This is a genomic window from Streptomyces sp. CA-142005, from assembly GCF_050942335.1.
Taxonomy (GTDB): Bacteria; Actinomycetota; Actinomycetes; order Streptomycetales; family Streptomycetaceae; genus Streptomyces.
Window position 1 is genome coordinate 1 of sequence record NZ_CP192079.1, and the last position, 14,405, is coordinate 14,405.

Annotated in this window: 15 protein-coding genes; 8 read left to right on the forward strand and 7 right to left on the reverse strand. The window is 69.2% G+C overall.

Annotated features, from left to right (window positions below):
* Nucleotides 1-823 precede the first annotated feature (823 nt).
* The 3 genes from ACQPXS_RS46535 to ACQPXS_RS46545 all read left to right on the forward strand — a co-directional run bounded on the left by ACQPXS_RS46535 (nucleotide 824) and on the right by ACQPXS_RS46545 (nucleotide 3,111).
* Nucleotides 824-1,195, forward strand: a complete 372-nt coding sequence (locus tag ACQPXS_RS46535; RefSeq protein ID WP_433456338.1) for a hypothetical protein — start codon at nucleotides 824-826, stop codon at nucleotides 1,193-1,195.
* 66 nt (nucleotides 1,196-1,261) lie between these two features.
* Entirely contained in the window at nucleotides 1,262-1,816 is a 555-nt protein-coding gene (locus ACQPXS_RS46540; protein ID WP_433456340.1) for a hypothetical protein, read from the forward strand.
* 116 nt (nucleotides 1,817-1,932) lie between these two features.
* Nucleotides 1,933-3,111, forward strand: coding sequence for a DUF932 domain-containing protein (locus ACQPXS_RS46545; RefSeq protein WP_433456342.1), 1,179 nt, complete (start codon nucleotides 1,933-1,935; stop codon nucleotides 3,109-3,111).
* Nucleotides 3,112-4,137: 1,026 nt separating this feature from the next.
* Here ACQPXS_RS46545 and ACQPXS_RS46550 read toward each other — a convergent pair.
* The 4 genes from ACQPXS_RS46550 to ACQPXS_RS46565 form a co-directional block, all read right to left on the reverse strand.
* Nucleotides 4,138-5,271 (reverse strand): protein-L-isoaspartate(D-aspartate) O-methyltransferase, encoded by a 1,134-nt coding sequence (locus ACQPXS_RS46550; RefSeq protein ID WP_433456344.1) that lies wholly within the window; start codon nucleotides 5,269-5,271, stop codon nucleotides 4,138-4,140.
* Between the two features lie 24 nt (nucleotides 5,272-5,295).
* Nucleotides 5,296-6,153: a radical SAM protein gene (locus tag ACQPXS_RS46555; protein WP_433456346.1), complete on the reverse strand. Its 858-nt coding sequence runs from the start codon at nucleotides 6,151-6,153 to the stop codon at nucleotides 5,296-5,298.
* Nucleotides 6,154-6,321: 168 nt separating this feature from the next.
* Complete coding sequence (locus ACQPXS_RS46560) at nucleotides 6,322-6,507, reverse strand: hypothetical protein (protein WP_433456348.1); 186 nt, start codon at nucleotides 6,505-6,507, stop codon at nucleotides 6,322-6,324.
* Nucleotides 6,508-6,763: 256 nt separating this feature from the next.
* Nucleotides 6,764-7,192, reverse strand: a complete 429-nt coding sequence (locus ACQPXS_RS46565; RefSeq protein WP_433456350.1) for an ATP-binding protein — start codon at nucleotides 7,190-7,192, stop codon at nucleotides 6,764-6,766.
* Nucleotides 7,193-7,321: 129 nt separating this feature from the next.
* Between ACQPXS_RS46565 and ACQPXS_RS46570 the strand changes: the two genes are divergently transcribed.
* The gene (locus ACQPXS_RS46570) at nucleotides 7,322-8,704 is read left to right on the forward strand and encodes a tetratricopeptide repeat protein (RefSeq protein WP_433456352.1); all 1,383 of its coding nucleotides are present in this window, start codon (nucleotides 7,322-7,324) and stop codon (nucleotides 8,702-8,704) included.
* Nucleotides 8,701-9,225: an NUDIX domain-containing protein gene (locus tag ACQPXS_RS46575; protein ID WP_433456354.1), complete on the forward strand. Its 525-nt coding sequence runs from the start codon at nucleotides 8,701-8,703 to the stop codon at nucleotides 9,223-9,225. Before ACQPXS_RS46570 ends, ACQPXS_RS46575 begins: the two co-directional genes overlap by 4 nt.
* A gap of 152 nt (nucleotides 9,226-9,377) precedes the next feature.
* On the opposite strand, the gene ACQPXS_RS46580 is transcribed toward ACQPXS_RS46575, so the two are convergent.
* Entirely contained in the window at nucleotides 9,378-9,557 is a 180-nt protein-coding gene (locus ACQPXS_RS46580; protein WP_433456356.1) for a hypothetical protein, read from the reverse strand.
* 306 nt (nucleotides 9,558-9,863) lie between these two features.
* On the opposite strand from ACQPXS_RS46580, the gene ACQPXS_RS46585 reads away from it, so the two are divergent.
* The 3 genes from ACQPXS_RS46585 (at nucleotide 9,864) to ACQPXS_RS46595 (ending at nucleotide 12,366) form a co-directional block, all read left to right on the forward strand.
* Nucleotides 9,864-10,205, forward strand: coding sequence for a hypothetical protein (locus ACQPXS_RS46585; protein WP_433456358.1), 342 nt, complete (start codon nucleotides 9,864-9,866; stop codon nucleotides 10,203-10,205).
* 123 nt (nucleotides 10,206-10,328) lie between these two features.
* Nucleotides 10,329-11,033, forward strand: a complete 705-nt coding sequence (locus ACQPXS_RS46590) for a hypothetical protein (RefSeq protein ID WP_433456360.1) — start codon at nucleotides 10,329-10,331, stop codon at nucleotides 11,031-11,033.
* A gap of 418 nt (nucleotides 11,034-11,451) precedes the next feature.
* Nucleotides 11,452-12,366, forward strand: coding sequence for a replication-relaxation family protein (locus tag ACQPXS_RS46595; protein ID WP_433456362.1), 915 nt, complete (start codon nucleotides 11,452-11,454; stop codon nucleotides 12,364-12,366).
* A gap of 268 nt (nucleotides 12,367-12,634) precedes the next feature.
* On the opposite strand, the gene ACQPXS_RS46600 is transcribed toward ACQPXS_RS46595, so the two are convergent.
* Both ACQPXS_RS46600 and ACQPXS_RS46605 read right to left on the reverse strand, forming a co-directional pair.
* On the reverse strand, nucleotides 12,635-13,501 hold the full coding sequence (locus ACQPXS_RS46600; RefSeq protein WP_433456364.1) for an ATP/GTP-binding protein: 867 nt from the start codon (nucleotides 13,499-13,501) through the stop codon (nucleotides 12,635-12,637).
* On the reverse strand, nucleotides 13,495-14,076 hold the full coding sequence (locus ACQPXS_RS46605; RefSeq protein WP_433456366.1) for a hypothetical protein: 582 nt from the start codon (nucleotides 14,074-14,076) through the stop codon (nucleotides 13,495-13,497). Before ACQPXS_RS46605 ends, ACQPXS_RS46600 begins: the two co-directional genes overlap by 7 nt.
* Nucleotides 14,077-14,405: the final 329 nt, after the last annotated feature.

The following is a 14,405-nucleotide window of genomic DNA, read 5'->3' on the forward strand; positions in this document are numbered from 1 at the left end:
CCGCAGACACGACGCGCCGCCGCTACGCGGCGGACAACTCCCTTGCTCCGCAAGGGAGTTGCTCGGATCGGCACTCCGTGCCGATCGGCCGGATTTCTCCGAAATCCGGCCACAGAATTCGCTCCGCGAATTCCTGAAAACGCGGCTAAAGGGCGCCGGTGGCCTTTCCGTGACAGCCGGTCAATAACTTGCAAACCTTCTATATTCCAAATATCTCCCTCTATGAATCGGGGGGTTTGAATTCCCTTCCTTAGTCCCTGATTTAACCCTTCCTCAATTCCCTTTTCCCAGTTGAATTATGCAAGGCGAGAGTACACCCATCTTTCCGGAAACCCGTGGCCAGAGGCCAAGCTGAGCGTGGGCAACTCAACACCGGCAGCTCTGGGCCGCGCCAGCAGGCCCAGAGCTGCACCCACCACCCCGCCCATCCCAGAGGACAGGGATCCGGCACCACACCGGCCCAGCGCGGCGGCGGAGTCGACGCGCAACACATCCCCACACTGCTCCCCCATCCCCGAAGCATCCACCGCACACCCGCCCCGCCCCAACTCCTCACTCTCCTTCAACCGGCGCGGGATAAGTGGCAGCAGAGGGGATGTCAGCGGGGCAACCACGCACCCGCAGGGAGTTGACCTGGGGCGACGTAGAGGCCGGCCGCCAGGCCGCGCAACCTCCAGCGCAACATCTGACGCAACATCAAGCGCAACGCTGTATGCAACGCGGGGCGCAACGGGTCTTCCAATCAACCCTGAGACACACTATTATTTGAAGTCCTGGGGGAGGCGACCCTCGGGAACCGCAGAAAGCCAACGAAGGGGAAGACGTGGAGATCCAGATCTCTGACGGAATCGTCCGCCGAGTACACGGCGGTAAGGATGCACCCATGACAGGCCTCGCAATTCAGGCCCGCACCGTTGCAAACTTCCTGCCCCTGCTCGTCCAGCGGGTAGGCGCGAACATCGTGCACAACTCCGACGCGAATTACACCGGAATTCGGTTCGACACCAAGGTTGGCCCGGTGGTGCTGGAAATTCCGACGGGTGACCGTCCTTACCGTCTCGTTCACGAGCTCCCGGAGCCGGACGAGAACGGGCGCACCGAAGTGGAAATGCGGCGATTCCCGCAGATCTACAAGCCGCAGGGAATCGCGCACATCACGGCCGAGTTTCTCCAATCGCGTGGGTTCCTGAAGTAATCCTCCGGGGTGCCCCGGTCGGGGCGCCCCCCTTCACCCGGCATCACCGAGAGGAGAGGGACAACCGTGGAGAGTACGCGGATTACGGAGCAGCCCGAGGAGGCCAGGGCCCCGCTCACGGACGCGGAGCGGGAGCAGGCGACTTACGCGCTGCTGGAGTTGGCGCGCAGCGAGAGCGACCCGAGCGCGCTGAGGGTGCCGAGAGAGCAACTGGAGTTGATCCGGCCGTTCTTCGAGTTGGGTTGGGCGATGGGTGTGCGCACCGGTCACACGGGCCCCGCCATGGTTGACGTGCCGGTGGACCGCACCTCGGTCGCGCGCGCGTTCGTCCTGCTGATGTCCGAGCGTGTGGCGGATCAATTGGTGATCGCGGTTGCGCGGAGTCTCGACCCGCAGCACGCCGGACCGGTGCTGTGGCAAAAGGTCGACTACCACGGCAGTGTGAGACAGCGTCACGGGACCTATTGGGTGAACGCGATTCACGCCCACGCCGACCCGTTCGGTGAAGCCCCCGAGCTGCGCTACGACCTGTGCGAGATGCGCGGTGTCAGGCCAGTGCCGATGGTCACGAATGTGCGCCGGTCGAGTCTGACGCCGTTGCCCGTGTACCGCATGAGCTGAGTGTGCTGGTCGGGGGTGGGTTCACTCACCCCTGAAACACACTATTATTGAATTTGTTCGGGGGTGGTGGCCCCACCCCCGAACCGCAGAAGCCAACACGAAGGGGAGAACACGGCATGACTCAGCAGTTCGCCGAGCGCGCCACGAACGTGGCCTCCACGGGTGCACGTAACGCCGACCTCTCCGACCTGGTCCGCATCCTGGAGGACCAGAGCCGGCGCAAGCTGGACGTGATCGCTCCCGCGTCCGCGCTGCGGTTGCGTGAGGGAAACGTGCACGTCGAGGGTGTGGAGTCCCTGATTACCGAGGACGGTGTCACGGACGTGGACGGCATCTACCGGCCCACCGCCGTGGCCGACGAGGGAATCGCGGACAAGCTTCGTATCCCGCTCGCCTACTTGCGCCGAATGCGCGCCGAGAACGTTCCGTTGTTGCACGAGAACGTCAACGCGTGGCTGTGTGAGGAGCCGGAGCGCCGTTTCATGCTCCGCGCGTTCCGGGGCGACAGCGGCCCCGGCATGCCGTCCGCCGAGGGCGTGGCCCGCGCGCTGCTGTCCGACAGCTACAAGCTGATGGACAACTTCGACATGCTGCTGGCCGCCCTGGAGGGGGTGCAACAGTCCGGCCACCCCACGCGCGTGACCGGGTGCGACCTGACGGACCGGCGCATGTATGTGCGCGTGGAGTCCGAAGCGGTCGCCGTCCGGGCCCGCGAGTTGCTGCGCGGCTACCGCTCCCCGTTCGATGGCCGCAGTGGTGACGAACTACCGATGATCTCGGCCGGTTTCGTCATCACCAACAGCGAGGTCGGTTCCGGGGCGTACACCATCACACCGCGCGCGGTCATCCAGGTGTGCCGCAACGGCCTGACGGAGACCAAGGACGTCATGCGCGCCGTACACCTCGGAGGCAAACAGGACGAAGGCGTGGTGTCCTGGTCCGGCCAGACCCAGCGCAAGACGCTGGAGCTGATCACGTCCAAGACCGCCGACGCCGTGCGTACGTTCCTGTCGCGGGAGTACGTCGAGGCCAAGGTGCGCACGATGGAGGCCGCCGCCGGTAAGACGCTGCCCGAGCCAGCGAAGACGATTGAGCACGTCACCAAGACGCTCAGCATCGGTGCCGAGGCCAAGGACATGATTCTGTCGCACTTCGTCCGCGGCGGTCAGATGACAGCCGGTGGCGTGATGCAGGCCGTCACATCGACCGCGCAGACCCTCACCGACGCCGACCAGGCCGCCGCCCTGGAAGCGCTCGCACTGCCCGCCCTGACGGCCGCCGCCGCGCACGGCTGACAGACCCCCGTGCGGGCCGGGAACCTCCCCGAGCCCGGCCCGCACGGGCCCCACACCCCGCCCAAGCGCGGGCGGGTGCCCCTCCGACCATCCGGGGCGCCCGCCCGGTCCCAGAGCGCGGAACATTCCCCCACCGGAACACGGAGCGCGCCCGCCCCGGCCTCCGCCGCATAGCGGCCGCGGCGGGCTGCAGAGCAGGCCGCGCGCCCGCGCCCAGAAAACCGCCGCCGCGCCACACGACACGTACGCCGACCCCGGTGCTCACCGCCCCGTGCGCAAGGAGTACCCGCACATGCCCGCCCCCCGAAACTCACCCGCCCCGACACCGCCGCCACGGCGACCGCCATGAGCCGCGCCCTCGCCTTCGGCGAGCGCTGGGCGGCAGGCCCCAGATTCACCGAACCGACCGAAGCCGCCGCCCATGACCAGCCCGAGCCTGACCATCGACACGCCCGCCAGCTCCCTACGCGCCACCGCTACCTCCGCCAGGATGGCGCGTCGTCTTCGAGCTGGGCGGGGCGATGCGCGGCAGTGTGCACGTCCCCGGCGCCCACCGCCCCACCGCTGGGACCGGTTCACCGCCGTGCGCGCCTGTCTCGGCCCGGTAAACGCGTTCCAGGCCACCGCCCCCGCGAGGGCCTGCCGCGGCCCGCCTGCAGCCGCAGCGGTTACCGGGGCAGCCTGACTCTCTATGACGACGGCTACACCCACCGCCCCCGAGGTCGCGGTGTATCCGATGGAGTCCGCCGCCGGGCACGAGCCGTCCCAGAAGACGGCGGCGACGCTCACCGCCGTCCCGCGCGCCTGCGCCGCCCATGTCGCGCCTGATGGTGTGACCGCCCGGCGACGCCATCGTCGGACACCACCTGCGCGGCAGCGGCCGCACCAGCACCGACCTGCCCAGCGTGCCGGCTGGCCCCTTCATGCCCGAGTGGCGGCAGGACGCCGACCTGGTCGCGTAGGAACGGGGAAGCCCCGCCCGTGCGCCTCGGGGGGATGCGCGCGGGCGGAGCCGTATGTAGGCGGTCAGAGCCGCTGTGACCAGCTACCCCGCGACAGGGTCGCCGAGCCGTCCGGGTCGATGCTCACCCTCGCACCGTAGACCGGAAGGGCGCCACTGCGGTTGAGCCGATTGCGGATGCGGTCCATCTCCGACCACAGCCGCTGAGGGCCGCTCTCGTGCACCACCGGCGAGTCCAGGAACCCGCCGGCCGTCGCCCGCGCCCACGAGCCGTCCGGATGCAGCAGCCACACCGTGCGGCTCTCACCGTCCTGGTCCTGACGGTAGAGGAGGCCGGGCAGCTGGAGTTCCAGCATCGACATCACATCCCAGGCGTCCTCCGGATACAGCAGCGGGTACCGGCTGGTGAAGGTGTGCTCGCCTTCGCCGTCGGCCGCGCCCTTCCACGTGTCCTCGTCCTGGTACTCGTAGTCGTCGCCGTGCCGGGTACGCATGAACCCCGCCCGGTCCCACTCGATCTGACCCACTGCGCTGCCGTCCGCCTGCTTGTCGGCGGTGAGGATCAGCCCGGTCCCCGCGATGGTCGTCACCAGTCGGCCGCCCGGGCGCAGCGCCTGCAGCCACGACGCCGGGATGGGGCGTACGGACACGGTGGAGACGATCCGGTCGTACCGGCCGGGAAGGGGCCCGGTAATGTCGCACACCTCCAGGTTCGGGCGCTCCCCGATGAGCCCCAGCCGGTCGCCGGCCGACGTCACCAGGTGCTCGTCGATGTCGATGCTCGTGACGTTCTCCGCGCCGAGCCGGGCGCAGGCGAGCGCGGTCCCGTATCCGGTGCCGGTGGTAACGAGCAGCTGGTGGTCGTCTGCGATCATCGCGTGCCGGTACATACGCACCACCAGGCTCGGCAGCGTCGAGGACGACGTCGGCACGCCCCCGTCAAGGACATCGCCGTCGTTCGCGCGATCGGCGTGGTGGGTGCCCACCTGGGTCGTCAGCGACCGGTCGCTGTAGGCGGCTGCCAGCCACGCCTCTTCGTCCTCGTCCCCTGCGCGCAGGGCCCAACTACCGTCACCCTGGTTCTCCCACCAGCGGGGCACGAACACGTGCCGCGGCGTTTCGGACACGGCGCTGTGCCAGCGGGACTCCGGGCGTACGACCTGGTGAGCCAGAAGCCGGGCCCGTGGAAGCCACTTCATCGGTCCAACCGTTCTCTCGTCGTCCTAGTACGCAGGATTGCAGGCTTCGGTGTTCGCCGGGTTGCAGTCGCTGGAGTCGTCCGGCGGGCACGCCGCAGCGCTGCGCGGCGGGATGCTGGCTGCGGTGTCCTTCCACTTCTGCCCGCCGAACACCGCAGCCAGGCCCTCGGTCTTGGCATTGCCCGTCGGCAGGAACCGGCCCAGCACGCACGGGGTGACCGTGCCGTCCGTCATCACCGCCGCGCGCCCCTTCGCGCACCGCCCGCACAGATCCTTCGTGCTCGGCAAGTGCTGCTCGCCGCGGCCGACGCTGCGCACACGGTCCACGTTCACCGTGCGCACACCGAGGGCCAGCAGCTCCTTTCGGGCCTGGCTGACGCGCTGTCCCTCGAACACCTCGACGACGCCGACCTGGAGGGGGATGCGGCGCTGGAGGGCCTGGATGATGTTCGCCCGTGTCGCGTCGTGCGAGCCCTTCCGGCCGGTCACCCGGTCGTGCTCGGCCGCGTCGTCGCTGTAGTACGACGTCCCCAGGGACACCTTCGGGTGCGCGAACAGCTCCCAGTGCTTGTCGCAGACCTCGAAGAGGTTGCTGTAGACCTGCACCTGAAGCGCGAGCGCCAGGGCGCGGTGCACCAGGGCGTCAAAGGCATCGTGCTGGGTCGGCTCGCCGCCGATGAACTGCACCTTCCTTACGCCGACTTCGGCGGCCTCGCTGATCAGGCGCTTCCAGTCGTCGGCCGTCATGCTGCCGTGGTCGCGTTTGGGACCGGCCTTGGCGTAGCACAGGGACGGGCAGGTCAACTGACACCGTCCGGTGATCTCCAGTTCCAGGAACTCCGGCACGGCCAGCCGGGCAGGTGCCTCGGGGGCGATCGTCATGGTGCGTCTCTCTTCCTTGTGTTGGCGGTGCATGACGGCCCGGCGCGGGGGGGGCGTCGCCGTGGGGGGAACGGTTCGCAACAGTGCGCTCCCGCGCCGGGGGTCGTACCTGTCCGGTGGCCCGGGCCGTCACGTCACCGGGCCGCCGGACAGAGCAGCGGGCGCCGACTACGCGGCGTCCGGGCAGGACGGCTCCTCCGGCTGGCCCAGCGGCGTATCGGGCTCGGCCCGCGACGCGTGAGACTTGCCGGTAGCGCCGTCGTAGACGGTGATCCCGAGCAGCGTCCAGGCGGCGATCTGGCCGGCCACGAACAGCGCGGTGACGGTGCCACCTAACGGGTCCAGGCGCCTCATGTGATCACCGGCGCGGCCGCCTCGTGGCGGTGGTTGTGGGCGGACATGACCTTCAAGAGGGAAGGCGGGTGGAAGACACCGGCCGGGCGCGTCAGGGGAAAGCACGCCCGGCCGGCGTCGCTCAGGTGGCGTGCCTCGGGTCGGCCAGGCGGCAACCGCCGCTGTCCGGGGCCGCATCCGGGCCCGGCGGCTACAGCGCCGAGAAGACGTGCGCCGGCGGTCTTCCCGTCCGATGTCGGCATGTGATGGCGGCCCGTCACTGGTCGCCGCCCCTGATCGCGATCTCAGCCCAAACGCGTTTCCCCCACGGGAGGAGGTCGGTTCCCCAGCGGTCGCAGAGGGCATCGACCAGTACCAGGCCCCGGCCGCCGAAGTCGTCCAGCTGGGCGTGGTGCATCTCGGGCATGCGGCGCGACTTGTCGGCCACGGCGACGCGAAGGCGGTCGGGATGCGGCTGCTCGGCGATCACGCGGACACTGTGGGAGTGAGCGTGCCGGACTGCGTTGGTGGCGAGTTCGGACATCAGGAGTGCACCAGTCTCTGCAGTGTCGGCGCTCATGCCCCACTCTTCGCATGCCTCGCGGACCATCTGACGCGCTACCGCAACACTGGCGGCCTCGCTCGCGAGGGTGACGCTCTGGCGTGGGACCTGCCCAGGCCCTACCTGCTCGTCGGTCATCGTCATCGTCAACGCCTTGGTCGGGGCGGGTGAGAGTCCCGCCCGCTGTATCTCGGAGAGAAGCAATGCGGGCGAGGCAGCCGCGAGGAGCAATCATTTGTTCGCCCCGCGGCGGCTGACAGACAGTCAACGACCGTGAAGGGGGACGAGGAGACTCCAGAAGGTGACTCCAACCCGGAGTCACGGAATCACGGAGCCACCTCAAGCCTGTTGGTCGTAGCATCGGTTCACCGCTACTCGGGGGAGTCGCAGATGGACCGCCAGTCACCGGACCCACGTGAGGTCATCGCCGGTCTGCTCGGGGATGAGCGCCTCCTCAAAGCGTGCGCCCAGCGGGACATGGGCGCGGTGTTCCGCATGCTCAATGCGCGGGGGGTCAGTACACGGCGCATCGCTGCCGCAGTCGACATCACACAGGGGCGCTTGTACGACTACATGAACGGCAAGAGCCGGGTGGAAAAGCTGACCCTGTTCGAGCAGATCGCCGATGCCTTCCACGTCCCGGGCCACCTGCTGGGGCTGGCCCGCCGGTCATGGGAGCCCGCGCCCGCAGCGCCGGAACATCAGCAAGCCGATCATGCGCCGCCAGACGATGACGACCTGGTGGCCATGGATCACTTCCGCAGTGCCGACCGCCAGACCGGCGGCGGCCGGCTGTACGGGGCCGTCGTCAGGCACCTGAGTGACCGGGTAGCGCCCCGGCTGGTCGACATCGGCTCCGGCCCGCAGGTGTTCGCCGCCGCAGCGGCGCTTACCGAGATGGCCGGATGGATGGCTCACGACTCCGGCCACAACGACCGCGCCGCAGGCCACTTCGCCCGCGCTCTCCCCCTGGCCCGGACGTCCGGTGACCTGCCGCTGGCCGCCCACGTCGCCGCCAGCAGCAGCCACCTCGCCCTTCAGACCGGAGATGCGGCAGGGGCTGTCGGCTGGGCACGGACCGGGCGCGACCTGGCGGCCCAGGGCCCGAGGATTCCTGCGCTGACGGCGCGCCTGCACACCATGCAGGCGCGGGCCTTAGCGGCCGCGGCTCAGCCCATTCCGGCCGCCCGTGCGCTGGACGCCGCCCACAGCGATCTCGAAACGGCGCCCGCCGCCGACCACCCGTGGCTGAGCCCGTTCGACGCCGCCGCGCTGGCCAGCGAGTCAGCACTGATCCTGCGCGACCTGGAGCGCTACGACGAGGCGCTGACGCACGCCGAACGGGCGGTGACGCTGCGGGAAGCCGGACGGACACGGTCACTGGCACTGAGCCGGATCAGCCTGGTGGACATCCATGTGCGCCGCGGCGACCTGGACGCCGCGGTGAGCGTCGGTCACGACCTGCTCAGCACGAGCCCGACCCTGAGTTCCGTCCGGGTCGTGCAGCAGCTCGACGGGCTGCGCCGGCTGCTCCAGCCGCACCGCGCGTATCCGCCGGTAAGGGACTACCTGGCGCGGTTCGACGACGCGCGCCGGGCGAGAATGCTCCTCCTGGCCGACATCATCCCGCCGTCACCGGGAGGCACCACCCCATGAGGCCCACCCAGACACCCACCCCCGCCGACCCCGACGCCTGGAACGCCTACCTCGCGGAAGGCAACGCCAAGCAGGCCCGCAAGCGCGTGGCGGCCGATGTGCTGCTGCGCGACAGCTCCGGCCGCGTGCTCCTGGTGAACCCCACCTACAAGCCCGGCTGGGACCTGCCCGGCGGGATGGCAGAAGCAAACGAGCCACCGGAGGAAGCGGTACGCCGGGAACTGGTGGAGGAACTCGGCCTCCACGTCACGCTGCGCGGGCTGCTCGTGGTGGACTGGGTCGCACCGCACGGCCCCTGGGACGATCAGCTCGCGTTCATCTTCGACGGCGGCACGCTCAACCAGGACCAGGCCGACCGGCTACGACCGCGAGACGAAGAACTGTCCGAGGCCGCCTTCGTCACCGCCGCCGAAGCCGGTCTTCGCCTGCGGGAGCGGATACGACGGAGGTTCGAGGGCGCCTTGAAGGCACTCGACGCAGGACGGCCGCTGTACCTCCGAGACGGCACACCCCTGATGTGACCAGCGCACAGCACCAGGCCACAACGGCGCACCAGCCGCGGCGCCGTGCCTCGAGGGGCGGGGCGTAGGGAGCGCCGCATCCGGTGCAGTGTGCGAGGCAGGAGGCGGATTCCTCGGCTGCGGCGGGCGGTTCGACAGCTCAGCGCGTGGGGTTACCTGAGTTCGGCGGAGTACGAGGCACCGGGAACCCCCCATCCGTTGGTGCCTGCGCCGATGCCCGCCACGATGATGTCGTCGACGAAGTCGTCTTCGAACTCGTCGTCGGTGAGCTCGCCGGCCAGCCAGAGTTCCTCGATTTCGTCCCAGTCGCCACGACTCCCGTCAATACGCAAAGGTGCGGCGCGACGGTTGCCGCGCTCACATTCGTCGCCAGCCGTCTTGACGAGGCCGCTGATCTCGAACTCGCCCCCCTTGACGTGGTCGGGGATCGGGTCGGCGGGGACGATGGCGGCGTTCTTGTAGGCGGTGTGGATGATGTCGCGGCAGCTGCGGCGGATGTTGGACTCGGGATCGGACAGCCCGTTGGTCAGGACCTCCGTGGCCTGTGGGCCCGGCCATCAGTCACCGTGCGACGGCTGCGCCGCTCCGCACTGAGACGACGACCACTGCCGATCTTTCCAAAAGGCATACTGCTGCTGATGACGACGACCACCCAGCGCCTTCTCGACCTCGCCGCGGCCGCACCGGACAGCCTCGACGAGGACCTGGTGCTGCTCCTGCGCGAAGCGAGCGAGCTGTACCAGCAGGGCTTTGACAGCCTGCGCCATACGGTGGCGGCCCGCTTCGCCGGGCTGTCCTGCGGGGATCTGGTGGCGGCCGCGACCGCGGCCGGCATGCCGTGCAACGTATCCCAGGACCGCAACGAGCTGCTCCTGCTGCTCGCCCTGGCCGAGTGGGAGACGACCCCGGCGGCCCTGGCCTACACGGAGATGGCCGAGGACGCGGCCCGCCGCGGCGTCTGCCTGATCCCGGAGGGATGACTTCGTTCTCGTGCCAGCCGGGACAACCTCCAGCGCACTGGACCCCCAACCCAAACTCCTGCCATTATGTGAGTTGTGGGCCGGGCAGGCCGGCTCGCCTCCGACAGGACGGACACCTCTGCCATGACCTCGCGCCGTGAGCCTCGCCTGGCCGACGCTGCCGAGATCGCGGCCGAACGGGGCCTGACGCCCGCGCGGATCAGCAGCCTCTACAACAACCGCGCCGAGAACGGCTTCCCTGAAATCGCCAGCATGCGCGGCCGCGCCCGCCTGTGGGACCACGCGCAGGTCAGCGAGTGGTTCGCCAGCCGCCCGCCGGCACGCCTGCGCGAGCACACACCGCCCGCCCGTGACCCGCAGGACCTGCTGAACGCCGCCGACGCCTCGAGATTCCTGGGCTACAAGAATCCCAACCAGGTCACCACTTTCGTCCGCGACCACCCCGGGTACTTTCCCGACCCGGACGCCGTCGAAGAGCTGGGCACCGCCGAAAACCCCTACCGCCGGCAGCTGTGGCGCGTGCAGACCCTGCTGGACTGGATGGCCACCCGGCCCGGCCGCGGCAAGCACGCCGGCGCCAAGCGCACCGCCCCCGCACTGCCCGACGTCCCCGTCGACGGCGACCCCGACGAACTCCTCGGAGCGACTCACGCCGCGGCACTGCTGGGGTTCAAGAGCGTCAACTCCTTCTCCAGCAGCCTCTCCCAAGGCAACCTGCCCTTGCTGGAAACCCCCGACGCACTCACGGAAAAGGGCGGGCGCCGGCGGTGGACGCGCCGGCGGATCCTCGAGCAGGCCGCCCAACCCCGAGGCAGAAACCGGCGGTGAGCGCGCCTTCGCCCACCGCCCCATAGACGCGGCATCCGGTTACGGGTCGTTGGTCCCTTGCGGACCGGGTGCCGCACGATGGCCGGCATGGCGTGGCTCGCCACCACGCCCCGCAGCAGCCCAGCTGCTGCGGACCGGCCATCGCCGAACTTCTCGCAGGGCCGCCGCCCTCTTCCTGGTTCGCCAGCGGCCCTTGCCGAGGTGGTGGCGAACCCCCCACAAGCACAAGCTGCCCTGGCGCGGGTGCGGCCCGTGGTCGGGGCCATGGATGTCGGTCACGGCGCTGGCCGCGCGGCTGTTTCGGCCTCGTGACCATGGTCGGGACTTCATGGTCGGGGGTCTGGTCGGGGCCGACGGGTTTCCTCAGAAGACCGAAGGTTTCCGTCGGAGACCGCAGACCGCGGAAGGAAGCACCGCCATGAGCAGCGCCGCACGGAGCACTCCGGCGACAAAACTGGCCCCCAGCCCCGCTGAGCCCCTGGCCCACCAGACACTGGCAGCGCTCGCCCAGCACCGCATCGCCACCACCAGCCAGTTGCGCCGGATGCTGCGCCCGGACGGCACACGACAGCTGATGTCCCGCGTTCTGAACAGGCTGCGCTCCGACGGCTTCGTCGACTGCACGGTGCTGCCGGACGCGAACCGCACCCGCACCAAAGCCTGGTATCTCACGCAGGAAGGCGCGCGGCTGACCCGGGACCTGCCCGTCCTGCGGGGGCGGCCGCCCTACCCCATCACCTCGACCACGGCAGCGTCACTGAAGACCCCGCACACGCTCGCCGTCGTACGCGCCCACCTCGCCTTCGCCCAAGACGCCCGCCGGCTCGGTCACGAGCACGGCCCCTGGGACTGGACCCCCGAGGTGTCCCACTCCATCGGCGAGGGCGAGCGGCTCGTCGCCGACGCCCTCATGTACTACACCGTCGTCGAGAGCGAGCACCGCCGAAAACTGCGCGCTTTCGTCGAAGTCGATCGCAGCACCATGAGCAGTGAGCGGCTGGCCTCGAAGCTGATCGAATACGCGCGTCTGTTCCAGCACGAGATCCAGCCCGTTGGCCGTCGCAAGCCGCACGGCACCGGTCCTGCCTGGCTCCGCTGGTACCCAATCTTCCCGCGCGTCCTCTTCGTGCTCACCGGCGCCTCCCAGGCCAGGCTGGAGAATCGGATGAGTGACATGCAGGCGATGGTTGCCCACCACCCGCTCGTAGCGGCCCTCGCCCGCGAAGCCCCCCTCGGAGCCGCCATACTGGAAGACCTTGAGCAACACGGTCCCGCCCAGGCCGTGTGGACGCCCCTGGTCGGCGACAAGCCCCGCCCCTGGACAGACCTGTGAGTCGCCTGCGCAAGCAATAGTCGTTGATCAGCTTGCCGTTCCCAGGACCTCGGTCCTGAAACGGCAGTCATTACTGTCGGGGGCGTCTGACCAGCGTCGTCCTGCCCCCACATCGCTCTCAAACGCCCTGGCACAGCGGCGGCGAGGTCCGTCGCGTGCTGCCGTACTCGCCGATCGGCCTGTACATCCCGATCTTGCCCTGAGAGCGCTGCGGGGCGAGTCGGTGTTTCCGGGGGATCCGGCCGACTGACTGTGCGTGGCATGTCGGTCAGTTCAGTACCTGTACCTCTCGCACGTTCACGGTGAACGTGCTCTCGCGTACTTCGGTGAGCTGGCCGGTCCCCCCGGCACCGCCCATCACGCGCCAATCGACGGTCCAGGTGGCCGTGGCCGTGCAGTGGAACCGGCCGTCGTCGGTGGTGGAGATGGTGTCATAGACATGGCCGCAGTCCGGCGACATGGCCTGGCCGAACGACGTGTCGTACTTGGTGCCGGGGCCGTTGCACACCACCGGTTCGGTGCCATCACCCATGTTCCACGAGATCGTGGACACCTTCGCCGTGGCCGTAACCGTGACACCGCCCGCTGTCGCCGTAGCGGTCTCTGGTCCGTACGTCGTCGGCGTTTGGTCCACCCACATCCACATGGGCATGCCGATCACGTACTTCCCACCCGCACGTGGGCTGGCCACCTTGGGGCCCACGAGCTTCATGGCATCCACCGCGCGGCGTGCGACGACTTCCGGATCGATCGTGGGCGTGGCCGGGGCGGTGCCGTCCGGGATCCACACCACCCCGAAACGGCCGGTGTCCGGGCACCACACGCGGTAGACCGCGCCCTTGCCGCCCTGGCGCTTACCGTCCTGCATGGCGAGGTTTTCCGCCGGAGGCTGCGGGGTGAGCTTCTCGTAGGTGCACTTCGGCACGCCAGAACTGGCGGCGCTCGAAGTGCCGGCCGAACCTTTCCCGTCGCCTGAGCCGCCTGTGCCGGGCACGCTGGTGCTGGCCTGGGCGCACACCTTCACGTACATCGACGTGCCATGACAGACCCCGCCGGACCCGCCGCCGTCGGTGTGCGCTACGGGCGCGAGCACGCCCGCCAGGAGCGCTGCGGCCGCCGTCGCACGTCTCAGCATGAGCCGCCACCTTGGGTGTTGATGTCGGTCACCATCCAACGGCCCTGCCAGCGCTCCGCCTTCGCTGTGGCGATGTACCGCAACGGTTGGTTGGTCGGGAGCGGGATCACCCTCTTCGTCCTCGTGTCATACGTCTCGTACTTGGAGAGGTCGACGCAGTCCGACAGCGATGCCTTCGGCGTCGTGGTGGTCATGTCGAGGTCGGTCACCTTCGCGTCGTGCCCGATCTCGCCGCGCACGACTGTCCCGGCCTCCTTCATCCGGTACAGGTCCACATCGATCTTCGACAGGGCGTCGAGGGTGGCGTACTTCTCCAGCGCCGTACCCTTGGCCGACGCCTGCCGATAGGCCTTCGCCTGCTCTGTCGTCATACGGTTGTACGCGGCCAGCACGGCCACCTTCTGGTCAGCGTGCGGGTCGGGCGGCGCGGTCAAACCGGCAGACGCCGACGTGGGTTTCTGCGAGACGTTCGGAGCCGTGGCCGGGGCCTTGGCGTCCCCATCGCTCCCGCCGCATCCGGCGAGCACCCAAGTGAGCGTCACAACCCCGCACAGCACCGCCGCACCGCCTGCCACGCGACCTCCAACCGCGCGCTCCTGTCGTGCCGCCACCACTCGGCCTCCCCCATGCGTTAGCAAATCAGCAACCATCACCGTAACGCACAGCACAGAAGCGACTACAGCACTTTCGGCCGACCTCGCAGCAAACGAATCCTGCCCGTCCCGACGGGTTCCGGCCATCTGCCTCCGGCAACCGCGGAGACAGAGGTGTCGGCGAGCGTTCTCGGCTGCCCCTGGGGCTGAGCCAGCGGTAGCGGTCGGGCCCAGGCAATGCTGCATCTCTCGGTGCGACCGTCGGCACAAGTCGGTCCGTATCCGAGAGCTCCAGGGCTCGGGTGGATGCC

What these genes read in the sequence shown, in the direction of transcription:
- ACQPXS_RS46575 (WP_433456354.1), top strand. Translation starts at nt 8,701, where the DNA reads ATGAGGCCCACCCAGACACCCACCCCCGCCGACCCCGACGCCTGGAAC.
- ACQPXS_RS46545 (WP_433456342.1), top strand. Translation starts at nt 1,933, where the DNA reads ATGACTCAGCAGTTCGCCGAGCGCGCCACGAACGTGGCCTCCACGGGT.
- ACQPXS_RS46595 (WP_433456362.1), top strand. Translation starts at nt 11,452, where the DNA reads ATGAGCAGCGCCGCACGGAGCACTCCGGCGACAAAACTGGCCCCCAGC.
- ACQPXS_RS46560 (WP_433456348.1), bottom strand. Translation starts at nt 6,507, where the DNA reads ATGAGGCGCCTGGACCCGTTAGGTGGCACCGTCACCGCGCTGTTCGTG.
- ACQPXS_RS46550 (WP_433456344.1), bottom strand. Translation starts at nt 5,271, where the DNA reads ATGAAGTGGCTTCCACGGGCCCGGCTTCTGGCTCACCAGGTCGTACGC.
- ACQPXS_RS46590 (WP_433456360.1), top strand. Translation starts at nt 10,329, where the DNA reads ATGACCTCGCGCCGTGAGCCTCGCCTGGCCGACGCTGCCGAGATCGCG.
- ACQPXS_RS46565 (WP_433456350.1), bottom strand. Translation starts at nt 7,192, where the DNA reads ATGACGATGACCGACGAGCAGGTAGGGCCTGGGCAGGTCCCACGCCAG.
- ACQPXS_RS46600 (WP_433456364.1), bottom strand. Translation starts at nt 13,501, where the DNA reads ATGCTGAGACGTGCGACGGCGGCCGCAGCGCTCCTGGCGGGCGTGCTC.
- ACQPXS_RS46585 (WP_433456358.1), top strand. Translation starts at nt 9,864, where the DNA reads ATGACGACGACCACCCAGCGCCTTCTCGACCTCGCCGCGGCCGCACCG.
- ACQPXS_RS46555 (WP_433456346.1), bottom strand. Translation starts at nt 6,153, where the DNA reads ATGACGATCGCCCCCGAGGCACCTGCCCGGCTGGCCGTGCCGGAGTTC.